We start from the raw sequence: 24,236 nt of genomic DNA, 5'->3' as shown, positions 1-24,236 counted from the left end.
TCTAAGCCATCTTACGGTAGGGGTCGATGGACACCACCGACTCGTTTCCAGGCCCGGCATAGGTTTCCGCGGAGTCCGGACTTTCCAGCCGAACATCTCGCAGATCCCCCAGCACCATTGCGGCCCATCGATAAATATTGTGCTCCATCACCTGCTTGCGCATCTCCTGCATGCGCTGCCTGCGTTCATCACGAGGCATCTCGAGGCCGCGATGAATCGCTTCGCTCACCTCGGCAACATCGTAAGGATTCACAATGAGAGCATCGCGCAACTCGACCGCGGCTCCCGTGAATTTACTGAGCACCAGCACACCATCTTCGTCGTCGCGCGCGGCCACAAACTCCTTCGCCACCAGGTTCATCCCGTCGTGCAGCGAAGTCACCAGGCAAACATCGGCAATGCGATACCAGCGGTTGACTTCCTCGTGATTGCACTGGCGATCGATCAGCACTACCGGTTTCCATCGCGACGTCTGGAAGCGATGGTTGATGCGCCTCACCTCTTCGTCGACTCTCTTGCGCAAGTCAGCGTAGCTCTGGATACGCGTTCTGCTGGGAGCCGCAATCTGCACCATCGTCAGCCGTTCGCGATGCCACGGATGCTCCTGCAGCAGTTCCTCAATCGCCAGCAACCGCTCGACAATTCCCTTCGTATAATCCAGGCGGTCCACGCCAACCGCAATGGTCTCCGCACGCACGTTGAATTCAGAGAGCATCGCGCGCCGCTCTTCCTTGCGATCGTCTTCCCTCTCTGAAACAATCACGCGCAGAGAACTTGGAATTCCTCCGCTGAAGGCCACGCTGACCGGATAGGGCCTGACCGCTGTCGTGTGCCCCGCGCGCCGCGCCGTCATGTGCTCGCGGTCTGTACGAGCCTCAAGCACGCGGTCCACGGTCGAAAGAAAATTATGGCAATGCAGCGGAATATGAAAGCCGATCAGGTCAGCTCCGAGCAATCCATCCAGCAATTGAGCCTGCCAGGGACAGATGCCGAATGCTTCCGGATTGGGCCAGGGAATATGCCAGAAGATTGCCACACGGGCGTCAGGACGCGCCGTCTTGATAAGCCTGGGCAACAACGCGAAGTGATAGTCCTGCACAAAGACGAGCGGCTCTGCGCTGCCTTTCATTTCATCGAGAAGCGCAGCGGCAAACCGCTCATTGACGCGCTGATAAGTCTCCCAGTCTGAAGCGCGAAAGATCGGTCGCGTATGCGCGATATGGCAAAGCGGCCACAGACCCTCATTCGCAAACCCGTCGTAATAGCGCGATTCCTCTTCGGCCGAGAGCCAAACACGCCGCAGGGTATATTTCGGATCGTCCGGCGGCACACGCAGCCGATCGGATTCATCGACATTCTCGCGATCCGCGTTGCCGCTTCCGCTTGCCACCCATACTCCATCGCAAGCGCGCAAAACGGGTTCGATGGCAGTCACCAATCCGCTGGGCGGCACCACGCAGACCGTCTGGCGGCCTTCGCGGACGTGCATGTACGGCTCACGGTTTGAAACGACGAAGATCCGGCTGCTCGCTTTGCTTCTCATGTGCACTGCGAGCCTCTCGGGTGTCCAGAAGTGCTCGCCGGCATCACGCAGGCGCGCTTCGGCTGCCGCAGCCGCGCGTGCCGCAATCAAGCTCTGGGCCATCGTCTCCACTTCGCGAGCCAGCGGGCTGAAGATGCTCATCTCCGTCGAGCCGGGCGACGGTCCTCTTTCGAAGTGCCCCATCCGCAGCCGTCGCAGCCGTTCGGCCACGCGCATCAGCGGACGCATCAGGAACCAGCGCACCATCAGGAACGTTACGGTGACAATCAGCACCACGGTCGCAACGATCCACCAGAAGCTCCTTCGCCAAAGATCGTAACTCTGGTCCCGGATATATCCCGCGTCGACAAGGATGACCAATGCCCCAGCAAGGTGGTCTCCGTTGTGAAGCGGAAACACCTCTTCCAGCCACTGGACATTGCCGGTGTGACCGAATGCGTTGACCTGAATGCCTTTTTTGAGCGATCGCTCCACGTTGGTGCGCGATAGTGACGCGACCGGGGTCTTCTTGGCCAGAGCTTCAAAGGGCGCGTGCGCCAGTGCGTCAAAAACGGCTGGAGCGCCGGTGGAGGAAATCATGCGTCCCTGGGGATCGTATACTCCGACTCCCAAAGCTCCGGTTTGCGCCTTCGCATTTTCCGTCAGTGCCGGAAAGCCACCGGAATTGTCCTGCGCGAAGGCCTGCTCCAATTGAGGTTTGAGGCTAGCCCCCATCCAGCTTGAACGCCATTCAAGCTCCTGGCGAAGAACATGCTTGTGCTCCAGGACTTCAAAATAGGTCGATGCCACGGAGAGCAACGTCACGCCTGCAATGAGTGCAAGGATCAGACGCAAGCGAAACGAGTGCATAAGCCTCCCTTAGATTCTCCAGCGGGCACTAGCCATTAGATGCACAACGTCCATGAGCCGTCAGCTCATTGAGGACTCATAAAACCGCCAATGTGCTCAAGGACTTACCAAGTTCAAGGAAGATCAATGCCACAATTTCAGCCCGCCTGCTCCCATATTCAAGCTGTGCGAGCGGCCTTAAATGCCTGCAGACACCGCATCGGGATGCGCTATGCTGTGCAGAGGGGACAAGTAGTCCTTTATCCTGCAACTTACGGTGCAAAAACCTGATGGCATTCCAATCGGTCGAGAATACCGCCAAGAACATCGTAGCAACGGTGCAGGCTTATTCGCTTTTTGCCTATCGCGGTGCCACGAATATCTTCCGGCCGCCAATCTACTGGCCCGATTTCCTGGTGCAGTCCGACATCATCGGGTTCGGTTCGGCTTCCATTGTGCTTCTCTCCGGATTCTTTACCGGAGGCGTTCTGGCCCTGCAGTCTGCAGCTACATTGTCTCAGTTTGGGGCCGCTGCCGTCACGGGAAGGTTTGTCAGCACTTCAATGATCCGGGAGCTCGGTCCCGTACTCACCGGCATCATGGTTTCGGGCCGTAACGCTTCCTCAATGGCCAGCGAACTCGGCTCCATGGTTGTTACCGAGCAGATTGACGCCATGCGTGCCCTCGGCGTCGATCCCATGCGAAAACTGGTAACCCCGCGCATCTTTGCATGCGTGACTATGCTTTTCTTTCTCACCATCGTTGCCAACTTTTTCGGCATTCTCGGTGGGGCGGCGGTCACCGTCTTCATGAATCACCAGAACGGCACCCAATACTTCTCCATGGCCTATGAATACCTGGGCGTTGGCGACATCATGCAGGGACTGATCAAGCCGCTGTTTTCCGGGTTCATCATCGCCAGCATCGGGTGCTTCTACGGCCTCAGGACAACCGGAGGAACGGAAGGCGTGGGTCGATCCACAATTAAGGCAGTCGTCGTCTCCTCCGTGCTGATCATCTTCGTTGACTTCCTCGTGACTCAGATTATGCTCACCATCTTCGGCTGATGACAAACTCTACTCTCTCCACCGCGCCAACCCTCGACAACGGTTCCGCATTCAAAGGACCGGTCCTTGACTTTCGCCACGTCTCAATCGGCTTCGATCATCCAGTGCTTGTAGACGTGAGCTTTTCCGTGCAACCAGACGAGACGCGCATTCTGCTTGGCCCCGCCGGCGTCGGCAAAAGCGTTCTTCTCAAGCTTGCCAATGGGCTTCTCTGTCCGGACTCCGGTTCCGTTCATCTCTTCGGCGAAGAGATTTCGAGCATTCCCGAGCAGCAGCTCTTTCGCCTTCGCACTCGAACCGGAATGGTATTTCAGGAAGGCGCTCTCTTCGACTCGCTTCCTGTGAGGGACAATGTCGCTTACCAGCTCATCCAGGAAGAAGCCCCCGACGAGGAGATCGATGTCCGCGTCCGTGAGGCGCTTCGCTTTGTAGGGCTCGAACAGACCTTCAGCCTCTATCCCGGCAGCCTTTCCGGAGGAATGCGGCGTCGCGTTGCGATTGCCCGCGCTCTGATCCACAATCCTCAACTCCTGCTCTATGACTCGCCAACCGGCGGCCTCGATCCCGTCACGTCGACAACGATCATCGAGCTCATTGTGAAACAGCGCGATGTCTATCACACTCCGTCCGTGCTCGTTACGCATCGGCTGCAGGATGCCTTCACGATGTGCAGCCACCGTTTCGAACCGGCGGAAGACCGCATGGTGCCGCTGCCAAAAGATCAAACCGATCTGAAGACGACATTCATGATGCTGTCTGAAGGGCGTCTCATCTTTGATGGTTCTCTTCATGAGCTGGTCTCAAGCCAGGACCCTTTCGTGCGCGAGTTTATTGAGTAACCCAGTTGCTTCGGGCTGCAGCGGCAATTTCCAGGGATATCCAATGGACTCGGTACAATGACACACAGCCGTGCTGTCTCGCGGCGTTCCTTGCAGTCCTGCCTTTGCGAGGACGAGTCATCCCCCGGAGATCTATGAGACGCGGGTGCTTTCGAATCTTTGCGCAGTTGGCGCTTCTCGCTCTCACGATGTGGCCGCGTCCCGCATCACCTTATTCCCTGCTTACGCACGAACAGCTCATCGACCTTACATGGAAAGACTCGATCGTTCCCCTCCTTTTGAGTCGCTACCCCAACCTCACTCCTGCTGAGCTTGACCGCGCCCGTGCCTACGCCTACGGCGGCTGCGTGATCCAGGACATCGGCTACTATCCATTCGGCGATCGGTCATTTTCGAACCTGACGCACTACGTCCGCTCAGGGGACTTTGTCGTCAATCTCTTTCGCAATGCCCGCAACGCTGACGAATTGGCCTTTGCCATTGGGGCTCTCTCCCACTACCTCGGCGACTCCATCGGACACTCGGAGGCCACCAACCTCGCGGTCCCCGAGGAATTTCCCAAACTGCGCGCGAAGTACGGCTCATCGGTAAGCTATGCCGAAGGCAAGCACCAGCACGTGCAAACCGAATTCGCCTTCGACATCAACGAAATCGCGCATCACCGCGTTGCTCCTTTGAGTTTCCTGCGACACATCGGACTGCGAGTTTCCACACGTCAACTTGCCCTCGCCTACTACCAGACCTACGGCATTACCGAGAACTTCGGCCTGCGGCGCTTCCGTCTCATCAACGTAAGAGACTACCGTTTTGCAACGCGGACCTTCATCCCGCGCATCGCTTACGCACTCACTCTGCTTCACCGCGGCAGTGAGCCGCCCGATCCGACTTCGCCTGCGGTGATTGAGTTGGAAAAGGAAGCAGCCGCCCTCGACCAGGAAAACAACTGGCAGGCCTACCGACGCAAGGCAGGTATCGAGACTCATTTGCTGGCAGGCCTCATCTTCATCCTTCCCAAGATTGGTCCGCTTGCGCTGGTCAACATCAAAGGCCCCTCGCAGAAAACGGAGGAGGATTACGCACACAGCGTAGCCGTTGCAACCACCGATCTCCGTCTCATCCTCGCGGCATTCACTCCTGTCGGCGCACGTTCCACCGCTCCGCCTTCTCCGCTGACCAGCCTTGTGCTCAACGGGCCCCCGTCCCTCATTCAGCAGGACCGCCGCCACCCGCTTCCCAATCGCGATCTCGATACGGGCCGCGTGGTCGAACCCGGCGGCTATTCGCTCACCGACTCCACCTATGCCAGCCTGCTGCACAAACTGGTCGCAAAGCCGGATCGCCCCATTCCACCGGGCGTGAAGCGCGACGTCGAGGCGTACTATTCCAATCTCAATCTCCCCATCGCGACAAAGAAAGACCCCGCCCGCTGGAACGAAGTCCTCGCCGACCTCAAGACACTTGCCGGCATGTCCACCAGCAACGAGCCACAGCCATATCCGACCTATGGTGACGATCAAGGCACGGACGAATAGGGCCGCTCGACGCTCCCGCAAAAATCCACGCCCTCCGATTCCGGCATCCAACCTTTCGAAGGTCTGATCGGACTTGCCAGCGCGGCGCCGAATCCCAGGGTCCATGTCATCCACAACCGAAACCATTCTTGATCCAGTCGAGTCTTCCCGATTAGCCGGCCTTCGCTACGTAAACGATGCCAAGCCCGGCATCACCCGCAAGCGCCGCGGCAAGAGCTTTCAGTATTTCGATCCGGACGGCAGGGCCATCCGCAACAAAGATGAGATCGCCCGGATCAAGTCGCTCGCCATTCCGCCGGCATGGTCGAACGTCTGGATCTGTCCGCGCCCCAATGGACACCTCCAGGCAACCGGTCGCGACGCACGAGGCCGCAAGCAGAGCCGATACCATCCGCGCTGGCGCGAGGTGCGCGACGAAAACAAGTACGAACGCTTGAAGCTCTTTGGCGAAGCGCTTCCCGCGATCCGTGCGCGCGTCGAAAAAGACCTTGCCCTCACCGGCCTCCCACGCAAAAAAATCCTCGCCACCATTGTTCAGCTTCTTGAAACGACCTTCATCCGCGTGGGCAACGCAGAGTATGCCAAAGAAAACCACTCCTACGGGCTCACCACCATGCGCAACAAGCACGTTGACGTCGATGGCGCCAACGTCCGCTTCAAATTCCAGGGCAAAAGCGGTAAACGCCACACCATCGACTTGAACGATCGCCGCCTGGCAAGAATCGTGAAGCGATGCCTCGATCTACCTGGCTACGAGCTTTTTCAATACGTCGACGAGGATGAATCTCTCCGCGCCGTCGACTCCTCTGATGTGAACGACTATCTCCGCTCCATCACCGAGCAGCAGTTCACCGCCAAGGATTTCCGTACCTGGGCAGGGACTGTCCTCGCCAGCCTCGCCCTGCGCGAATTCGAAGCCTTCGAATCCGAGACACAGGCCAAAAAGAACATCGTAGAGGCGATCAAGAATGTGGCTGAAAAACTTGGCAACACTCCCGCCGTCTGCCGCAAGTGCTACATCCATCCCGCCGTACTCGAGTGTTACACCGCCGGCGAACTCCTGAAGACCCTTCAGTCTGCGGGCAAACGATATGCAAAGAACTCCCATGCGCTCCGTCAGGAAGAGACGGAACTGATGATTCTCCTCGAATCGCGCTCCAAGGCTGCCTGATTTTCTTTCTTCCGAGAGGTGACCGTAGATTCACACTCTTTGATATCGCACGAAAACACCCTCAATTGCCGGGCATTTGACCCGCACAGCAAGGCACTGTGGCAAGCCCCCAGCGCCATCTGCTAGCCTTGCAAGTTTGGGCAGCACAGAATGGCAAGGTGCAATTATGGCTTTCAAATTTCAGGGTTTTGATTTTCTCCACCTCGATGCAAGCTTCAGTGAGGACGAGCTCCTCGTCCGTCGCACCGCACGCGACTTCGTCGAAGACAATATTGTCCCGATCATCGAAGAGTGCTTTCGCACCGAACGTTTCCCGCGCGAACTCGTGCCCATGATGGGCGAGCTTGGATTCTTCGGCGCAAGCCTCGAGGGCTATGGCTGTGCCGGCATGTCCAACGTCGAATATGGCCTTGTGATGCAGGAACTCGAGCGCGGTGATTCAGGACTGCGCAGCTTCGTCAGCGTGCAATCGGCGCTGGTGATGTATCCGATTTACACGTTCGGTTCGGACGAGCAGAAAAATGCGTGGCTTCCCGCGCTCGCCAAGGGAGAGAAACTCGGCTGCTTCGGCCTTACTGAGCCGGGCTTTGGCTCGAACCCCGGCGGCATGACCACCACCGCACGTAAATCGGGCAATGAGTACATCCTCAATGGCGAAAAGATGTGGATCACTTCCGGCAACATTGCCGATGTCGCCGTCATCTGGGCCAAGGTCGAAGACGAAGAAGATCGCGTGCGTGGATTTCTGGTCGAGACCGACCGTCCCGGCTTCCGCGCTGATGCGGTTCACGGCAAGTGGTCGCTTCGCGCCTCCGTCACCAGCGGCCTTTCTCTCCAGGACGTACATGTGCCGGCCGCGAATTTGCTTCCCGGCTCCGGCGGGCTCAAGAGTCCCCTCATGTGTCTCAACCAGGCCCGCTACGGCATCGGCTGGGGCGCCATCGGCGCTGCCATGTCCTCCTACGACACGGCGCTCCAATACGCGAAGACCCGAAAACAATTTCACAATCAGCCCATAGCTTCGCACCAGCTTATCCAGGAAAAGCTCGTCTGGATGCTCAGCGAAATCTCCAAAGCGCAGCTGCTCTCGCTGCACGTGGGCCGACTCAAGGATGCAGGCACGGTCGGCCACCAGCACATCTCGATGGCGAAACGCAACAATGTGTGGATGGCACTCGAATCCGCGCGCATAGCTCGGGACATCCTGGGCGCCAATGGCATCACCGAGGACTACCCGATCATGCGCCACATGATGAATCTCGAGTCAGTCAAGACCTATGAAGGCACGCACGACATCCACGCGCTCATACTGGGCCAGCACATCACTGGCATTGCAGCCTACTGATCTCGGGGGTTTTCAATTTTCGCTGCAACACGACGGCTCATCCGTGCCTGCAATCGCAGAGGGTCAGGATTGCCCCTCATGATGATGCCCATCGCCCGAATGGCCGTCTGAGCCAGCCTGCTGATGTTCGGGGGTTGCTTCCGCAAGTTCTGCCCCGGGAATGAATTCCTTCAGGCAGTCCACCAGCTTCTCGAGCTTCCCGTCGCGGGCAAGCAGCTTCTCAATCTGTATGCGAAGATCTTCACGTTCCTTGCTGGCCTGCTGATGCGCCAGCACATAATAATCGTTTTCCATGTTATGAGTCCTCGCCGAGATCATAACATCGCCTTCGCCTGAGTCCGGCCACGAATCATTGATTATCTGTGAAAAGCATCCTGACAGTTTGCATTAGGCCCTTATTCCATGCACTCTCCAGCATGCTGGTTCCAAGCGGCTATCACCGCAGCCGACTAAGTGTGGCGTAACATGAAAGAAAGTTATTTACGCGCGTCGCGTCGATGTTATTAAGTAACTCTCCGCTTGATTTATCCCAACTTATCCACAGCGTTTTCCCTTCACACAGATGAGAATCTGTAACGCTTTTACACTCGATCAGCCGCATAGGGTGGCCCTGCTGAATCTGCAAGCACGACTTCACGGGTGCACTGCGCTATCTCGTCGATTCTGCCGCCGCGCAATTCCTTTAGCTGCTACCGCTTCAGTTGCTATAGTCGTATCCATATTGGAGGCGCCATGCGTCTGCGTTGTCTTGCCGCATTCCTGTTCTTGGCTCTTGTTCCGGTTCATGTCAACGCACAGCAGGCTTCTCCCGTCGTCTTGCACGCTGCCCGGCTGCTTCAGGTGGATACGGGCGCCATCGTACAGCCCGGCGAGATTCTCGTGGAAGGCAATCTGATTCGTGCTGTCGGTACTTCCGTCGAACATCCCACAGGGGCAAAGATCATCGACCTCGGCAACACAACGCTTATGCCGGGCCTCATCGATGCGCACGTTCATCTCTTTCTGCATCCCGGCGCCGAGGATCTGCAGACCGTGATCGAGTCCGTGCCGTGGCGGACGATCCTCGCCGAGCAGGCTGCCAAAGACGACGTGATGGCCGGCTTCACTGCGGAGCGCGATATGGGCACGGAGGGCGCGGGTTCGGCCGATACCGCCGTTCGAAATGCAATCAACCGGGGACTGATTTCCGGACCGCGCCTGCGCATCAGCGGAAACGCCATCGATATTCTCGGTGGACACGAGGATGCGAATCGCTACAATCCGGCGCAGCACGTTCTTTCGAATGCCGACTACGCTAACTCGGCCGAGCAGATCGTCGAGGTCATGCGGGAGCAGCATAAAGAAGGCTCGGACTTCGCCAAGATCTACGAGACAGGGCCGGACCGCATGGTTGACGGGGTTTTGCAAACTCCGTATCAATACTCTGCCGCGCAACTTACTGCGGCAGTTCAAGAGGCACATCGTCTCGGCGGGTTTGTCGGGGTTCACGCGATGGGTGAGCCGGGCACCCTCTACGCAGCGCAAGCGGGAGTCGCCTCAATCGATCACGCAACCCACTTGAGCGACGAAACCGTTCGCCTGATGAAGGAGAAGGGCATTTTTGCCGTGCCCACCTTCACCATCTTCGACTATTTTGCGCACCACCGCGACACGCAGGACCAGGCAGCGGCGGAAGCGGAGATGCTCGATTACAAAATCAAGGAATTCAAAAAACAGGTGGCTGCCGGTGTGCCATTCGCTGTGGGCTCGGATGTGGGTCCATTTCCGCATGGCACGCAGGCGCGCGAACTTACGCTCATGGTTCAGTACGGCATGAAACCTCTCGCCGCGCTGCAGGCCGACATGATCAACGGCGCGAAACTACTCGACTGGGAGGGCCATATCGGCGAACTCAAGGCCGGATACTACGCCGACATCATTGCGGTACCGGGCAACCCACTCGACGACATCTCAACCTGCGAGCATGTGAGCTTTGTGATGAAGAACGGAAAGGTTCTGCGCGAGCCGTGATTATGAAACGCGCTCCGTTCCCTTCGATCCACGCTCAGCTTCCTGTTTCTGGCGGCTGCGGATCTTTTCGATTGCCTGCTGGAAGCGGCGCGGCTTTTCTACCTCGAGTGAGTCCCGCACAGCCTTGCGGTATCCGCCGAGATAGATGGAATAGAGGATTGCAAGCGAACACCCGATTCCCCAGAGGAATCCGATGCAAAGGCCCAGGAGACCAAACGCGCTGAAATCAGACATGGCAGAACCGGCCTTTCCGCAGGATGCCTAGACTGCGACGGTAAAGCTGTCTTCGCTGCGGGTCACGGCGTGATACAGCGTGTCGCGTTCCACGGGCACGCGTCCTGCCTCGGTGATAAGCCGGCATAGCTCCTTGCGCGTCATGCCCTGCGGAGTCGTCGCGCCCGCGTCGTGATAAATCTTTTCTTCAATCACGGTGCCGTCGAGGTCATCGGCGCCGAAGCGTAGCGCGATCTGCGCGATTTTCGGCGTCATCATCTGCCAATACGCTTTGATGTGTGGAAAGTTATCCAGCAGCAGCCGGCTCACGGCAATTTGCCGGATATCGGTAAGACCTGTCGTCACCGGCAGGTGATCGAGCGGCGTGTTCTCGGGATGAAATGCCAGCGGAATGAAGGTCTGAAATCCACCGGTCTCGTCCTGCAGAGCACGAAGCTTGAGCAAATGATCGACGCGGTCTTCATCGTTTTCAATGTGGCCGTAGAGCATGGTCGCATTCGATTTGAAGCCATGCTGGTGGGCCAGTCGCGCCGTCTCCAGCCACTCATCGCCGTCGATCTTGTGATCGCAGATGATGGAGCGCACGCGCGTCGCAAAGATCTCGGCGCCCCCGCCCGGCATGGAGTCCACGCCGGCTTCACGCAGCTTCACGAGTGTCTGGTCAATCGTCAGCTTCGCGCGTCGTGCAAGATAGGCGACTTCCACCATCGTGAAGGCCTTGATATGCACCTTGGGAAAACGCTGCTTTAGTCCGCTCACCAGGTCCAGAAAATACTCAAAAGGCAGATCCGGATGCAGTCCGCCGACAATATGAAACTCGGTGACCGCTTCGATATAGCCGGATGCCGCAGTCTGCCACGCTTCTTCAAGCGCCATCGTGTAGCCGGCGGGATCACCCTTTTTACGGCCAAAAGCACAAAGCTTGCACGCTGCCACGCATACATTGGTCGGATTGATGTGGCGATTGACGTTGAAGTAGGTGACATCGCCGTGCATCCGCTCCCGCACATAATTGGCTAGCCAGCCCACCGCGAGCACATCCTTTGAGCGGTAAAGGGCCAGTCCCTCCTCAGCGTCGAGACGCGCGGACGCCTTCACCTTGGCGGCAATCGCTTCGAGCTTTGCGTCGTATGTGCGAAAACCTGGAATCTGCATGTGTCGGGCAGCTTCAGCCTGCATGATTCGATGATACAGAATCGCGGCAATGCCGCGGAAATGCGCATTTGTGAAAACGCATCTGCCTGAACGTTCGCCGCCGCAGTTTGAACTCGAGCACCGCGGCCGGCCCTCCGCAATTCCTGACTACTGCTCGAACGTCGATGCCGATGATCCCATACAAAACGAAGAGGTTGACTGGCTATCCAGTCAACCTCTTCTGATTACAACCGGTCCTGCAATAGGCTCAGAAAGCCCGCTTCAGGATTCAGGATTACTTCTTCTTCGGTGCGGCCTTCTTGCCGTGTACCGGAGCCTTCTTGTCAAGAAGGGTCGCGGAATCGGCGGCATTGAAGGGGTAGAGTTGCACCGACTGCTGACCAGTGTTGGTGAGAGTAACGTCGACGCGGCGGTTTTGCGCCAGGAAGATCACGTTGATCTGGCGCAGAACTTTCTTCTTATCGGCATCGCTCAGTTCAGGATTCTTGTCTACCAGATCCTTCACTTCGTCTTTGGAGAGTTCCTGAGTCTTGCCAACTGCCTGCACATCGATGGCAGTTGCAGGAATTCCCTGCGAGACCAGGAAGTCCTTGGCACGGTTGACGCGGCGTTCAGACAGCGCCTGGTTATATTTCTCCGATCCGCGCGGATCCGCGTGGCCGGTGAGGGTGAGATGAGCATCCGCCTTGAACTGGAGGTAGCTCTTGAAGTCCGTTGCAAGGGTGGTCAGAATCGTCTGCTGGCTCTCGACCAAGCCGCCCTCAGGATGCGTTTCGCGAGGCTGCGCGGTCGGGAAGAACACGCTGTGCAGTGCCAGCCGCTGTTCGAGGCGGATCTGCTCAGGTGACGGTCCCGGTGGCGGTGGCGGCGGCGCAATGGTAACGCTGGTATTCGCCGTCGCTGTGTGGCCCTTGTCATCGGAGACGTTGCAGGTGATCTGCACCGGTCCGGTCGAAGCGCCTGTCGAGGCGTAGGTAGCTGTAGTTCCACTGCCGCTGATCGTGCCGCCGGAAGCCTGGTAGCTGTAGGTCAACGGACGATTCTGCGGGCTGACACCCTGCGAAGTTACGGTCGAGGAGTCACCCGGCTTCAGGTCGGTCGGGTTCGCGGAGCAGCTCAGTGTCGGCGGCTCGTATTCCTTTACGGTGAAGGTCGCGGTGCTTGAGGCGCTCTCCCACGGCTTCAGGCCTTCCTTGCCGGGCTTGCCCTCTTTCACTCCGCAGTTAACCGTGTAGCTGCCCGGCGCGAGGTTGGAGGTATCCACCTTGGCCGTCGTGTCGGTTCCAGTTACTCCCTGGCCCGCCCATGTGTAGATCACGTGATCCTTGGGCAGCGTGCTTCCCACGGTCGCCGTAACGGTGATCGGCTCGCCCGGAAAGACCGAGTTGGGCTGCGCGGCGCAGGCGATCGTGACCGTCGGCGGAGGAGCCATTGTGTCGAAGCTAATAACGATACCGGTGCTCAAACGCGCCATGTTGAAGTTGCCGCGCACAACAGGGAACATGTCGACATGGGAGTACTGGTAATCGGCCTGGAAAACTCGAATCGCAAGCCGATGGTCGAGCCATGGGGTGTTGTAGTCGACGCCGCCGCCGGCAGTCAGCACCAGGCCCCACTTGTTGCTGTCATAGTAGGTAGTGCTGACACTCTCACCACCGATGAGGGCGTGAGCAAACGGAGTGATGTCCGCCGTTGGATAGCGGAAGATCAATCCACCCGAACCGCCGGCAAACTGATTGTGCACGACGGCGGTAGTATTTCCACCGCTCTTGTGGAAATCGCCTTCCGCCTGAATGCCGAAATAATTCGTGAAGTAGCGAGCCAGGCTCACATCCACGCAGCAGCTAATCGATCTCGCGTTGTCCTGCTGGGTGCCGTTATTGATGATGTTTCCCTTGGGCGCCAGGTAGCTATATCCGGCAAAGATGTCCCATTTGGACGGGGCTTGGGCCGAAGCTGGCGCGGCCGGCTTCGCAGTATCCTGGGCTGCCATGGCGAGCGGCAACAGACTCGTACATGCCAAAGTCAGGGCCAGGCGGGTAAATTTTGAAACTCGCGAGTACATGCGTTTCTCCTCCGCAATCAAAAACTGAAAACAGTTTGGAAATGGCGCTTCTAGCGGACCATTTTCCGTGTCAAAAAAAAGCAGCTCGGCTCCCTGCAAAATCACACTTTTTGAGTCAAGGGCGCACCACCAATTAACGTAACATAGGTTTCCGGGGCAGAGGGCACTTTCTGAATGGGTTGACCAACTGGTATCCCCCGGTAGTCTGTTGGAATTTCCCGCAAACTGCCGCCCTTAATGGCAAAACCGGGAAAGCAAGAATGTGAGCTATTCTGCGTTGAGCGTCTTCAGCAGGCTGCGCGGTTCACGCTGAATCTTCTCCTGAAGGAGCGTGATGGCATACATCAGTTGCTCGGGTCGCGGCGGGCACCCAGGGACGTACACATCGACCGGGATCACCTGGTTGACTCCCTGCACAATAGCGTAATTATTGAAAACCCCGCCCGAAGTTGCGCATGCACCCATCGAGATTACCCACTTAGGCTCGGGCATCTGGTCATAGAGCCGCCGGATGACAGGTGCCATTTTCTGGGCTACGCGGCCTGCAATGATCATCAGGTCAGACTGCCGCGGGGACGGGCGAAACACCTCCGCGCCGAATCGCGCGATATCGAAGCGCGATGCCCCCATCGACATCATTTCAATGGCGCAACAGGCTAGTCCAAAGGTCACGGGCCACACAGAGCTTTTGCGCACCCAGTTCACGGCAAAATCCAGTGTGGTGAGAAACACGCCCTCCGGTTGCTCAAAGCCATAGTTGATTTCCTGCAGTTTGGCGCGATTCTTGGCGCTGCTTTCGAGCGCGCCAAAAAGATAGCGATCGCGTTCCTGGAGAGTCCCCATGCCCCATCTTACCTCTTTCTTCCATGCCAGGTGAATCCTGCGCAGGTTGAAACCAACATGGGTCGAGGAGCTCGGTATCCGGGCATTGCGGTCATTGGCACCGTATGGTTGCCTGAGGACCTGCGCCAGACCATGGGTTATTCTGCAATGTTCGCGGAAATCATGTGAGAACACGCGAGTCGGGGTCGCCGGGATGTATCACAATCGCCAGCGAACACCTCAATCGCCTTGCGGTTTCGAAAACCGCACGAGAGCCTGTTGTCGGAGTCGAAATGTCCACTATTCGTATCGGTCTTTCTGTCTTCTTTGTTGCGCTTGCCCCTTCTTTCCTTTGCGCGCAAACCTCGTCCCCACCAGTGACACAGGCAGACGTGAAGGCGCTGCAGGACGCGATTTTCGCAGCCCGGATGAATGCGGACAACGCGTGGATGCTGGTCTCTGCGGCGCTGGTGCTGCTGATGACGGGACCGGGACTTGCGTTGTTCTACGGCGGCCTCGTACGACGCAAGAACATCCTTGGCACCATGATGCAGAGCTTCGCGATGATGGGCCTGGTCACGATCCTGTGGGCCATCGTGGGATACTCGCTTGCCTTCGCGCATGGAACAAGCTTCATCGGCGGATTGGAACACATCTTCCTGCGCGGCGTGAGTCTCGCGCCCAATCCCGACTACGCGGCCACAATTCCCGAGCAGACCTACATGGTCTACCAGCTCATGTTTGCCATCATCACTCCGGCCTTGATCACCGGCGCCTTTGCTGAGCGCATGAAGTTCGGCGCGATGGCGCTGTTTCTTTCGCTCTGGTCGCTGATCGTCTACTGCCCAATGGCGCACATGGTGTGGGGCGTTGGAGGATTGCTGAACGCAAACGGAGGAAGCATTCCTTCGCTTGATTTTGCCGGCGGCACAGTTGTTCATATCACTTCCGGCGTCTCCGCTCTCGTGACCGCCATTTATCTGGGCAAGCGCCTCGGCTATCCACACACCAACATGCCGCCGCATTCCATGGTGTTGAGTTTCATCGGGGCATGCCTGCTTTGGGTGGGTTGGTTCGGGTTCAATGCGGGGAGCGCGCTGGGATCGGGCCCGCTGGCCACCAGCGCCTTTATCAATACTCATTTTGCCGCTGCGACCGCTGCGCTGGGCTGGACCATTGCGGAATGGATTCACAACGGCAAGCCGACGGCTCTCGGCGCAATCTCCGGTGCTGTAGCAGGGCTCGTCGCCATTACGCCTGCTTCGGGCTTCGTTCAACCCTTCTCCGCGCTGCTGATCGGAATTGTCGCTGGATTTTTCTGTGCTTTCATGGTCTTCAAGGTCAAGAGCTGGTTTGGCTACGACGACTCGCTCGATGCCTTCGGCGTGCACGGCGCCGGCGGAACTCTCGGCGCATTGCTCACAGGCCTTTTCGCAACCAGGGCCATCAATCCTGCGTTCGGGCCGAATGTCGCCACCGGCGCCATCGACGGACACTGGGGCCAGTTGTTGAACCAGGCCGCCGGGGTCGCGATCGCCTGGGTTCTTTCCGCTCTCGGCACCCTCATCCTGCTGTTCCTTGTTGACAAGCGGATCGGACTTCGCGTTTCGGCCGAGGACGAGAGTGTTGGTCTTGACCTTTCTCAGCATGGTGAAGAAGGTTACGACCTGAATTCCTGATGAAAAGTTCGTGTTGGGTGGAATCCACTCGCCTATCCGGCCTGATACGCTACCAGACGAGGCAATCAAGCATGCTCAAGATTGAAGCGATTATTCAGCCTTCGAAGCTCGACGCAGTGAAGGATGCACTGCTCGAAGTTGGCATTGAAGGCATGACGATTCTGGAGGCGCGCGGACACGGCCGTCAGAAAGGCCACACCGAGTTCTATCGCGGCCGCGAATATACGGTTGACCTTCTCCCCAAGGTAAAAATTGAGATGGTTGTTCTGGACGAGATGAAGGAGAAAGCGATCGCCGCCATTGGCTCTGCGGCACGCACTGGAAGAATTGGCGACGGCAAGATCTTCGTCAGCCGGGTGGAAGAAGCGATCCGCATCCGTAACGACGAGCGCGGCGAGACGGCGCTCTAACCTGATTCCGGTCGAGTTCCCTGTTTGACCACGCGAAAAGCGGGGTAACTCCGCCAGTTCCACTACCTGTCAACCCCTCTTCCGCCAAAATTCCCGCTAACCCCCTCATTCCACTCGCCAAAAACTTTCCCCGGTTTTGCAGGCAATTATCCCCTTCCGCTGCACAATGGAATCGTGATTGAAACCACTGGCTCCGTGAATGTGCGCCTCGCGCACGCTAAACTCGCCAGCACGGCTATCTCGTCGCTAAACCTAATCGACAGAGGAATCTACGACCATCGTTAATCCATAGAAGAATTTGCCGCCACCCCTCCTCCTTAACGTCAATCCATGCAGGAGTTTACCGCCAGATTCCGGGTGGGGGGAGGGTGCCAGGAGATATCCAGCCATGTTCAAGGAATGCCGCTACATCCTGCCCTCCGGGTATAAGTGCAAGTCGCCGGCCCTCCGCGACAAGCATTTCTGCTACTTCCACAACAAGTCCCGGCGGTATGCCGCCATCCGCTCGACCTCAACCGATCCCATAGTGTTCCCCTCCGTCGAAGACACCGGCGGCGTTCAGATCGCCCTCAATCAGGTTCTCCGCAACTTCGGCGCCCGCCGCATCAATGCTCGGCACGCCGGAATTCTTTTCTACGGACTCCAGATCGCCTCGCAACTTGCCCACAAATCCGACGAGAAACTCAGCGAAAGCGTCCGCGAAACCTGCGAAGACTCCGATGGCTACACGCTCGCTCCCGAAAAGACCACCTGCGAACCGCCTGACGACTGCCAAGGCTGTCATCACCGCGAAGGCTGCGAAGACTTCGAACTCTACAAAGGCGAAATCGAAGCATTCGAAAAACAGGAAGCACACAAGAAAGCGAATGAGAACAGGGAGAAGAGGAACTAAGCACTGTCATTCCGACCGAGCGCAGGAACCCGCAGGTGCTTCTGGGTGCGCTGCGTAGACTGCCACACCAAGCCGGGTGCCCCAGAGCCTGTCCTGAGCGCAGTCGAAGGATCTCCCTTGTGAGACCTCGGAAAGCACGAACTTCCTCCGGTCTCCGGCTGATGGCGACCTGGCTTTTCGGGAGATACTCAGGGGGTGCCACAAGCCCGTTGGGCCACTGTCAGGCGCGTTTCTGCAAGATCCCACTTCGATTCAACGCTCAATAATCCCGGCCCCGGATGAGTTGTGAATTCGGAACGATTTCGAACCGATTGGGGGCGGCTTTGACGAGCGCATCGGCAAATTTGTTGCCAACAGTGGCTGTTCCATCATCCTCAACGTCTTTTACAACGGAGCGGTCAAGAATATAGTCCTGCGTGATCTTGCTCTGCCAGTCGATGTTGCCCATGTGCTCGTCGTTTGCCGCATCGTTCTGCTTCAGGGTTTGCATGTGGCTGTCGAATGACTGCGCGTTGGCCTCTCTGCGACTGTTGATGGCATCCGCCTGTGCCTGGTTCGCGATCGCCTGCTGGTGAATGCGGTTCAGATCCGCGGCGCCCTCTCGAGCGATCACGTTTCCGTCCTGGCTGTAAGACCGGATCGCAGCCAGCATCGTGGCCTGCTCGGCATCTGCATACTGCGCGGGAATGTTGGTCATGCTCACGCTCAACGCCCACATCGGCGAGCCGCGCGTAATCATTGCTCCGATGCGGGCACTGCCCTTGCGAGGCCCGATGCCATCGTTGAAGTCGACGGTGAAGATTGCCTGGATCGCAGGTCCTCCTGAGTCAGGAGGAAGATTCGTGGAACTGGTCAGAGTGAAACTTCCCTGCGCTTTGCCATTGTTTCGCCGAATCTGGTTGAAGACACTGACAAAGGCGGCGAAAAGATCGCCGCCCATGGGATAGACGATCCGGGCTTTCGGCGAATTGTTGGGCATCCGCAAGATGTTCTGTCCCGCCGGAGAGCGAGGATCGATGATCTGCTGGAAGATCATCCCCATGAACATCATTTCGCCGTGATTTCCCTCGGCGATCAAAGAGCCGCCCGCCACAGAGGTCAGATGCCACCCGTCGGGCAGCCCGATAACGGCGCTGCGATCGCCAGCCGTGGCCATGTTCAAGTGCACGGGCCCGCCCTTGGGTGTCGAAGGAGCTTCAACCCGCGATCGCGGAGCGGGGCTGCCCGCAGCAGGTCCTACCGTGGCCTGATATGCAGCAGAAACCGCCTGCAACATGCCCGGTTCGGTGGTTACAAATCGGTTGGCAAAGTCATACAAGATGCCCATCTGGGGCGAGCTATTCCCGCGCTGGGTGATGATGACCAGTCCTGCGATCGGCTTTCCACTCGTGCTTTTCGCGGTCACGGTGAAGAAGGCGGCAAGCGAGGTTCCGTCCTTCGACTGGATCAGCTTGCCGACCTGCGGCTTTTCCCCGAATTTGCCGTGTACCTGGTGGAGCATGTACACAAGTGCGTCAGTCTTGTTGGATTGGCTGGCAAGGGTGCCAAACGCATATTCTCCCCCACCCGGGTTCTGAACGATTTTGATCTCGCCCTTTGCCGGTGGTTGCCCTGGCTGCGAATGCGACTGACCGGCCGCAAAAGCTACGTTGACGCTCAAAACGGCTAAAGTTATCCCTGCTGCAGACGCGGTTCGGAACCAGTTCATCACGACGCTCCTTGATCGGAATTGCGAATTTGAATTGCCTCAAAGGCATACCCCGCTCCTGTTCTTAGGAACAACCGGATCCAAAGCAGGATTCTGCACACACTTTTGGAGCTGACGAAGTCGGCCCATTGCTCTCTTACCATGCAGTCGGGTTTTCAGAGGTTACGCCCGGGCACAGGACCTAAACAACCCAATTCTCCCTCCCCGCTGGAAAATCGCTTATCCTGTTAAAACATCTTTAATCTTCGGCGAGCCTTTCAAAACTAACTATGAATCCAGTCGCTTTAGCGGTTGACGATCTTCGGGATCAGTATCTCCGGGAGATGGCGCTCGTCCGCCAAACCTGTGAGCGCACCGGGGATGGCACCGCCGCGATCCGCCGCCGATCCGCGGTAGTTGACCGTATCCTGATTGAAATGTGGCGCCGGGCATTCGCGGGCCAGGCGGCGCAGAACGTTTCGCTGCTGGCTCTGGGCGGTTATGGGCGCAAAGACCTGTTCCCGTACTCAGACATCGACGTACTCTTTACCTTCGCGGATGAGAAGACCGAAGAGCAGACACGAGAAGCCGTCCGGTCGATCATTCAGGGCATGTGGGACATCGGGCTTCGCGCCAGTCCCAATTCCCGCACCATCAAAGAAGCTGGACGCTTCGATCCCGACAATCTCGAATTCACCTTGGCGACGCTGGACCGGCGTTTTCTTGCAGGCCAGTTCTCTCTCTACCAGCAACTGCACCAGACGGTCTTTCCGGGACTGGTGCTGAGCGAATGGAACACGATCACGCAGAAACTGGGCGAGATTGCCCGCGCGCGTCACGCGAAGTACGGCAACACCATCTTTCACCTCGAACCGAATTTGAAGGAGTGCCCCGGCGGTCTGCGCGACTATCACCTGGCGGTCTGGTTTGCGCTTCTGTTTCATCTGAAGGAGACCAAGGAGTGGCCCCGCCAGCGCGGCGGAGTCTTCCAGAGCGCCCGCGGAGATGCCGAGGCCGCCTTCGACTTTCTTGCCGCCGCGCGATGTTTCCTTCATTTTCGGCACGGACGCGACGACAACACGCTCGACTGGCAGTCGCAGGATGAGGCAGCGGCCAACTCCATCGGCCTCGAATCGCGCGGCACGGCCGACCCGGCCTACTGGATGCGCACCTACTACCGGCATGCGCGCGTGATTTACCGGCGGGCCGCGCTGCTGATGGAACATCTGCCGGCACCGGTCAGCTTCTACCGCCAGTTCCGCCGCCGCAGAACGCCCATCGCGGGCACGGACTTCATCCTCGACCAGGGCCGCATCGATATTCTTCCCGGCGCGCAATTCAGCGATACCGCTGCCATTCTTCGCATCTTTTCGCTGATGGCAACGCATGGCTACGCACTGTCGCAAGCCGCCGAAGACCGCATCACCGACGCGCTCCCGGCACTAGCCATCCACATCCCCGAAGGCCCTTATCTTTGGAATGCGCTGCGTGAAGTTCTGCTGGGACCGCATGCGGCCCATGCGCTGCGGACGATGCACGCGCTCGGTGTGCTGGAGATGCTGATTCCCGAATTTCACGGCATCGATGCCCTGGTCATCCGCGACAGCTATCACCGCTACACGGTCGACGAGCACACCTTCCTGACCATCGACAATGTACACAGCCTGCGTCAACCGGCGCACGACTACGAACAGCGCCTGGCACAGTTGCTGCCCGAAATTGATCGCCTGGATCTGTTCCTTCTTTCGCTCCTATTGCACGACACCGGCAAGGGCCGGCGCAGCGGTGAACACACCGGGCAGAGCGTTGAACTGGCTGACAGTTTTATGGCGCGGCTGGACTTTGACACCGAGGAACGCGACCAGGTACTCAAGCTCATCCGGCTGCATCTGGAGATGTCTAATGCTCTGCGCCGGGATATTTTCGACGCCGAAAACGTGCGCGCGTTCTCAGAGAAGATCGGCAGCCCGGCACTCTTGAAGATGCTGACGCTGATGACATATGCGGATATCAAGGCCGTGAATCCTGAAGCGCTGACGCCGTGGAAGGCCGAGAACCTGTGGCAACTCTACATGTCGACCGCGAACTTCATGGACCGCAGCGTGGACGAAGTGCGGTATCACGCAGCCATCGATCCTACGCTCCTGAACCGCATCCGCTCGATGGTGCCGCCAATCCAGTACGATGAGTTGCGGCAATTCCTTGAAGGGCTGCCGCAACGATATCTGCAGACCCGGCTGCCGGAACATATACGCAATCACTTTCAGTTAGCCGCCGATCTCGACAAGAATCCTGTCCAGCTTGACCTTCGCCCTCACCGGCAACTCTTCGACCTCACCGTAATTGTGCGCGACCGCAGCCGCTTGTTTGCCGACGTCGCCGGCGCGCTGGCGGCTTGGGGCATGAACATCGTGAAGGCTGGGGCGTTTTCAAATGATGCCGGCGTGGTGGTCGATAGCTTTCAGTTCACCGACGTGTTTCGCACCATCGAGCTGAACCCAAGCGAGAAAGATCGCTTTCTCGATTACCTGCATGAAGTCGTCGCGCAGAAGGTTCCTGTCGAGCAGATGCTGGAGGCACGACGCCACGCAAGCAACCCGGCCAACGCGAAGGTCGAGGTCGCGACGCGCCTGCAATTCGATTCGGAGTCCTCGACGCATTCCACAATCCTGCAAGCGGTGGCACAGGATATACCGGGCCTGCTGCGGCAGATTGCTCTTACGCTTAGCTCGCATAAATGCAACATTGAGGTTGCGCTTATCGATACGGAAGGTGAGACCGCGATCGATGTCTTTTATCTGACACAAGGCGGAGCCAAGCTAAGCAATGAGACGCAGCACGCGCTGGCGGGCGATCTGACGGCTGCAATCAATCAACTCCGCGCTCCTGTCGGCGCATAGTCAGCTCTCGCGGTCCCACGCCACACGGCCACTTCCGCGACTGAGTCTTTGTCGCTCGGGCTCAGGACTTGCCTGCGTGATCACCATATTCCCAGTCGTAGGGCACGCCAATGTCTCCAAGGATGAAATGGACTAACTGGGCAAAGCCGGCTTCAGCACGAACATCGTTGGCAAGGATCAGAGCGCAGCGTTGGCTCTTCTCAACGCACACCATTGTATTGGCAGTCTGACCGTCGTGACCGCCCTTGTAAAAGCCATGACCCTGCGGACCATCGAACGCGATGACCCCCAGCCCCGAATACAGATCCTTGCGCTGCTCGCTGACCGGCAGATCAGGGAGAAACATCGGAAAGAGACTGCCCGTTGCGATATGAAACACGGGTTTCGTGATCTCAGCGCGCGAGGCCGGCGTCAAGCCGTCACCGCGCACCAGAGCGGCGGTAAATACGGAGAGGTCGGTGATCGTGGTATTCATGGAGCCCGCCGCGCGCACCTTGCTGCGCTTGTCATGGGGCTGCGGTTGGCCCTGGTCGTTCCATCCGTCGGCAACATTCGGGTCCTGACCGTTACGCCATACAAGGCTTGTGCGGGTCATGCCCAGCCGGTCGAAGTTGGCCTTGGTCAGATCGCCGACGTCGAGCCCGAGTCCTTGCGCCTTGCGGCCATGCTCAACCACAAACTGCAGGAGAATAAAACCCTCGCCTGAATAGCTGAAGTGCGTTCCGGGTTCAAAGTGGATGTGCAGCCTCTGGTCGGGTTCAATGAACCAGAAGTTGCTGAAGCCGGTAGAGTGATTCAGGCACATCCGCGGCGTTATCTTTTCCCAGCGTGGATCGTCAGCCAGGTCCTTATAGGGTCCGTACTTGTCGGGAAAAACAGGGTCGGGTCCATAGCTCGGCAATGGATTGTCGAGATCGTCCTTGATGGGTTTGTCAAGATTCAGCTTTCCTTGATCCACCAGTTGCATAACCGTGTAGGCGAACACAGTCTTGGTCAACGATGCACCGTACATCACCGTGTCTTTCGTCAAGGGATCTCCCTTGGCGTCGCGGATGCCATAGGCGTTCACATAGACGACCTTGCCATGGTCGATGACCGCCACAGCCATGCCTTTGGCGTTGGTCCGTGCCATGATCTTGCTTACTTCGCCGTCAATGGCGGCAGCGCTGGGAATCGATTGTGCGAATCCCGCCGCCCGAACGCACAACGCAGCAGACAACAGAACAAAGAGCGGAAAAATCCTGTTCCACATTCTCATGGGTTTCCTTTAAGAACTGTATCTTGACGGGCCATGGTTCCAGGGAAAGGGACTGTATAGCCTGGGGGTCATTACGCATCGAAGCTTCAGAAAGTTCGAACTCCGTCCATGACTGGCGGGGACTTGCTCCGGGAGAGGACTGAGGATTTCTTTAGCTCTCCCGCATAGCCCGTGATCGAGAACCTCGTCATGGACAGCTAAAATATCCCTATGGCTGCACTGATTGACGCAATCGACATCAAGCGCAAGATGTACTTCGAACTCGAAAACACTCCTTATTACTGCCTGGACGTGGACGTCTCTACCCCGACCGCGCGCGGCGGACAGACGCTGGTGCGGCTGAAGATGCGCAACCTGCTGACCCGCGCCGTCTTCGACAAGACCTTCAAGGCGGGTGAAAAGTTCAAAGAGCCAGATCTCGAAACGATCGAGGCTTCCTATCTGTATTCCGATGGCGATGCTTCGTACTTCATGGACCAGGAGACCTTCGACACGATTCCATTAACGCCGGAAAAGCTTGGAGACGCGCTGCAATTCCTCACCGAGGGTCTGATCATCAAGATCGACAAGTTCAATGGCAACCCCATCGGCCTGCAGCTACCGGAGAAGGTCGAACTGGCGGTGGCATATACAGAACCCGGTGCGCGCGGCAATACCGCCAGCGGCGCCGTTACCAAGCACGCACGGCTCGAGACCGGCCTCGAAATCCGGGTGCCGTTCTTCGTCGAAGAGGGCGAAAAGGTGAAGGTCTATACGGAGACTCGCGAATTCGCGGGACGCGCCTAAGGCGATCCGCCGT

The 24,236-nt window shown here is 57.9% G+C and carries 19 protein-coding genes; 11 read left to right on the top strand and 8 right to left on the bottom strand.

Features of this window, described 5'->3' with window-relative positions; translation table 11 throughout:
* Position 1: 1 nt before the first annotated feature.
* Entirely contained in the window at positions 2 to 2,392 is a 2,391-nt protein-coding gene (locus VK574_RS01515) for an alpha,alpha-trehalose-phosphate synthase (UDP-forming) (RefSeq protein WP_472798033.1), read from the bottom strand.
* 269 nt (positions 2,393 to 2,661) lie between these two features.
* Here VK574_RS01515 and VK574_RS01510 point away from each other — a divergent pair, with 269 nt between their 5' ends.
* The 5 genes from VK574_RS01510 to VK574_RS01490 all read left to right on the top strand — a co-directional run bounded on the left by VK574_RS01510 (position 2,662) and on the right by VK574_RS01490 (position 8,325).
* Entirely contained in the window at positions 2,662 to 3,438 is a 777-nt protein-coding gene (locus VK574_RS01510) for an MlaE family ABC transporter permease (protein WP_472798032.1), read from the top strand.
* A complete protein-coding gene (locus VK574_RS01505; RefSeq protein ID WP_472798031.1) occupies positions 3,438 to 4,277 on the top strand; it encodes an ABC transporter ATP-binding protein in 840 nt (279 codons plus the stop codon). Before VK574_RS01510 ends, VK574_RS01505 begins: the two co-directional genes overlap by 1 nt.
* Positions 4,278 to 4,411: 134 nt before the next feature.
* Positions 4,412 to 5,809 (top strand): zinc dependent phospholipase C family protein, encoded by a 1,398-nt coding sequence (locus tag VK574_RS01500; RefSeq protein WP_472798030.1) that lies wholly within the window; start codon positions 4,412 to 4,414, stop codon positions 5,807 to 5,809.
* A gap of 103 nt (positions 5,810 to 5,912) precedes the next feature.
* Positions 5,913 to 6,980 carry a DNA topoisomerase IB gene (locus VK574_RS01495; protein ID WP_472798029.1) on the top strand — a complete coding sequence of 356 codons (1,068 nt, stop codon included), beginning with the start codon at positions 5,913 to 5,915 and terminating at the stop codon, positions 6,978 to 6,980.
* A 166-nt stretch (positions 6,981 to 7,146) separates the two neighbouring features.
* Positions 7,147 to 8,325, top strand: a complete 1,179-nt coding sequence (locus VK574_RS01490; protein WP_472798028.1) for an acyl-CoA dehydrogenase family protein — start codon at positions 7,147 to 7,149, stop codon at positions 8,323 to 8,325.
* A 63-nt stretch (positions 8,326 to 8,388) separates the two neighbouring features.
* Here VK574_RS01490 and VK574_RS01485 read toward each other — a convergent pair whose 3' ends face one another.
* Positions 8,389 to 8,619, bottom strand: coding sequence for a hypothetical protein (locus tag VK574_RS01485; protein ID WP_472798027.1), 231 nt, complete (start codon positions 8,617 to 8,619; stop codon positions 8,389 to 8,391).
* A 438-nt stretch (positions 8,620 to 9,057) separates the two neighbouring features.
* Here VK574_RS01485 and VK574_RS01480 point away from each other — a divergent pair, with 438 nt between their 5' ends.
* Positions 9,058 to 10,335, top strand: coding sequence for a metal-dependent hydrolase family protein (locus VK574_RS01480; protein ID WP_472798026.1), 1,278 nt, complete (start codon positions 9,058 to 9,060; stop codon positions 10,333 to 10,335).
* Here VK574_RS01480 and VK574_RS01475 read toward each other — a convergent pair whose 3' ends face one another.
* The 4 genes from VK574_RS01475 to VK574_RS01460 all read right to left on the bottom strand — a co-directional run bounded on the left by VK574_RS01475 (position 10,336) and on the right by VK574_RS01460 (position 14,632).
* Positions 10,336 to 10,569 (bottom strand): hypothetical protein, encoded by a 234-nt coding sequence (locus VK574_RS01475; protein WP_472798025.1) that lies wholly within the window; start codon positions 10,567 to 10,569, stop codon positions 10,336 to 10,338.
* A 27-nt stretch (positions 10,570 to 10,596) separates the two neighbouring features.
* On the bottom strand, positions 10,597 to 11,724 hold the full coding sequence (gene mqnE, locus VK574_RS01470) for an aminofutalosine synthase MqnE (RefSeq protein WP_472798024.1): 1,128 nt from the start codon (positions 11,722 to 11,724) through the stop codon (positions 10,597 to 10,599).
* A 274-nt stretch (positions 11,725 to 11,998) separates the two neighbouring features.
* Complete coding sequence (locus VK574_RS01465) at positions 11,999 to 13,789, bottom strand: OmpA family protein (protein ID WP_472798023.1); 1,791 nt, start codon at positions 13,787 to 13,789, stop codon at positions 11,999 to 12,001.
* Between the two features lie 267 nt (positions 13,790 to 14,056).
* Positions 14,057 to 14,632, bottom strand: a complete 576-nt coding sequence (locus VK574_RS01460) for an NADH-quinone oxidoreductase subunit B (protein WP_472798022.1) — start codon at positions 14,630 to 14,632, stop codon at positions 14,057 to 14,059.
* A 272-nt stretch (positions 14,633 to 14,904) separates the two neighbouring features.
* On the opposite strand from VK574_RS01460, the gene VK574_RS01455 reads away from it, so the two are divergent.
* The 3 genes from VK574_RS01455 (at position 14,905) to VK574_RS01445 (ending at position 17,592) form a co-directional block, all read left to right on the top strand.
* Positions 14,905 to 16,290: an ammonium transporter gene (locus VK574_RS01455; RefSeq protein ID WP_472798021.1), complete on the top strand. Its 1,386-nt coding sequence runs from the start codon at positions 14,905 to 14,907 to the stop codon at positions 16,288 to 16,290.
* Positions 16,291 to 16,361: 71 nt separating this feature from the next.
* Positions 16,362 to 16,700, top strand: coding sequence for a P-II family nitrogen regulator (locus tag VK574_RS01450; RefSeq protein ID WP_472798020.1), 339 nt, complete (start codon positions 16,362 to 16,364; stop codon positions 16,698 to 16,700).
* A 388-nt stretch (positions 16,701 to 17,088) separates the two neighbouring features.
* Positions 17,089 to 17,592: a hypothetical protein gene (locus VK574_RS01445; protein ID WP_472798019.1), complete on the top strand. Its 504-nt coding sequence runs from the start codon at positions 17,089 to 17,091 to the stop codon at positions 17,590 to 17,592.
* 259 nt (positions 17,593 to 17,851) lie between these two features.
* Here VK574_RS01445 and VK574_RS01440 read toward each other — a convergent pair whose 3' ends face one another.
* Positions 17,852 to 19,300: a hypothetical protein gene (locus VK574_RS01440; protein ID WP_472798018.1), complete on the bottom strand. Its 1,449-nt coding sequence runs from the start codon at positions 19,298 to 19,300 to the stop codon at positions 17,852 to 17,854.
* Positions 19,301 to 19,569: 269 nt separating this feature from the next.
* On the opposite strand from VK574_RS01440, the gene glnD reads away from it, so the two are divergent.
* Complete coding sequence (gene glnD, locus VK574_RS01435) at positions 19,570 to 22,179, top strand: [protein-PII] uridylyltransferase (RefSeq protein WP_472798017.1); 2,610 nt, start codon at positions 19,570 to 19,572, stop codon at positions 22,177 to 22,179.
* A 61-nt stretch (positions 22,180 to 22,240) separates the two neighbouring features.
* Here glnD and VK574_RS01430 read toward each other — a convergent pair whose 3' ends face one another.
* Positions 22,241 to 23,431, bottom strand: a complete 1,191-nt coding sequence (locus tag VK574_RS01430) for a serine hydrolase domain-containing protein (protein ID WP_472798016.1) — start codon at positions 23,429 to 23,431, stop codon at positions 22,241 to 22,243.
* A 216-nt stretch (positions 23,432 to 23,647) separates the two neighbouring features.
* Here VK574_RS01430 and efp point away from each other — a divergent pair, with 216 nt between their 5' ends.
* On the top strand, positions 23,648 to 24,223 hold the full coding sequence (gene efp / locus VK574_RS01425) for an elongation factor P (protein WP_472798015.1): 576 nt from the start codon (positions 23,648 to 23,650) through the stop codon (positions 24,221 to 24,223).
* Positions 24,224 to 24,236 lie beyond the last annotated feature (13 nt).

This window comes from Occallatibacter sp. (assembly GCF_035317045.1).
GTDB lineage: Bacteria > Acidobacteriota > Terriglobia > Terriglobales > Acidobacteriaceae > Telmatobacter.
The sequence above is the reverse complement of the archived record's forward strand: the minus strand, read 5'-3'. Positions and strand labels throughout refer to the sequence as shown.

Excerpts from the sequence above, each read along its gene's own strand:
- VK574_RS01515 (WP_472798033.1), bottom strand. The coding sequence starts at position 2,392 with ATGCACTCGTTTCGCTTGCGTCTGATCCTTGCACTCATTGCAGGCGTG.
- VK574_RS01510 (WP_472798032.1), top strand. The coding sequence starts at position 2,662 with ATGGCATTCCAATCGGTCGAGAATACCGCCAAGAACATCGTAGCAACG.
- VK574_RS01505 (WP_472798031.1), top strand. The coding sequence starts at position 3,438 with ATGACAAACTCTACTCTCTCCACCGCGCCAACCCTCGACAACGGTTCC.
- VK574_RS01500 (WP_472798030.1), top strand. The coding sequence starts at position 4,412 with ATGAGACGCGGGTGCTTTCGAATCTTTGCGCAGTTGGCGCTTCTCGCT.
- VK574_RS01495 (WP_472798029.1), top strand. The coding sequence starts at position 5,913 with ATGTCATCCACAACCGAAACCATTCTTGATCCAGTCGAGTCTTCCCGA.
- VK574_RS01490 (WP_472798028.1), top strand. The coding sequence starts at position 7,147 with ATGGCTTTCAAATTTCAGGGTTTTGATTTTCTCCACCTCGATGCAAGC.
- VK574_RS01485 (WP_472798027.1), bottom strand. The coding sequence starts at position 8,619 with ATGGAAAACGATTATTATGTGCTGGCGCATCAGCAGGCCAGCAAGGAA.
- VK574_RS01480 (WP_472798026.1), top strand. The coding sequence starts at position 9,058 with ATGCGTCTGCGTTGTCTTGCCGCATTCCTGTTCTTGGCTCTTGTTCCG.
- VK574_RS01475 (WP_472798025.1), bottom strand. The coding sequence starts at position 10,569 with ATGTCTGATTTCAGCGCGTTTGGTCTCCTGGGCCTTTGCATCGGATTC.
- mqnE (WP_472798024.1), bottom strand. The coding sequence starts at position 11,724 with ATGCAGATTCCAGGTTTTCGCACATACGACGCAAAGCTCGAAGCGATT.
- VK574_RS01465 (WP_472798023.1), bottom strand. The coding sequence starts at position 13,789 with ATGTACTCGCGAGTTTCAAAATTTACCCGCCTGGCCCTGACTTTGGCA.
- VK574_RS01460 (WP_472798022.1), bottom strand. The coding sequence starts at position 14,632 with ATGGGGACTCTCCAGGAACGCGATCGCTATCTTTTTGGCGCGCTCGAA.
- VK574_RS01455 (WP_472798021.1), top strand. The coding sequence starts at position 14,905 with ATGTCCACTATTCGTATCGGTCTTTCTGTCTTCTTTGTTGCGCTTGCC.
- VK574_RS01450 (WP_472798020.1), top strand. The coding sequence starts at position 16,362 with ATGCTCAAGATTGAAGCGATTATTCAGCCTTCGAAGCTCGACGCAGTG.
- VK574_RS01445 (WP_472798019.1), top strand. The coding sequence starts at position 17,089 with ATGTTCAAGGAATGCCGCTACATCCTGCCCTCCGGGTATAAGTGCAAG.
- VK574_RS01440 (WP_472798018.1), bottom strand. The coding sequence starts at position 19,300 with ATGAACTGGTTCCGAACCGCGTCTGCAGCAGGGATAACTTTAGCCGTT.
- glnD (WP_472798017.1), top strand. The coding sequence starts at position 19,570 with ATGAATCCAGTCGCTTTAGCGGTTGACGATCTTCGGGATCAGTATCTC.
- VK574_RS01430 (WP_472798016.1), bottom strand. The coding sequence starts at position 23,431 with ATGTGGAACAGGATTTTTCCGCTCTTTGTTCTGTTGTCTGCTGCGTTG.
- efp (WP_472798015.1), top strand. The coding sequence starts at position 23,648 with ATGGCTGCACTGATTGACGCAATCGACATCAAGCGCAAGATGTACTTC.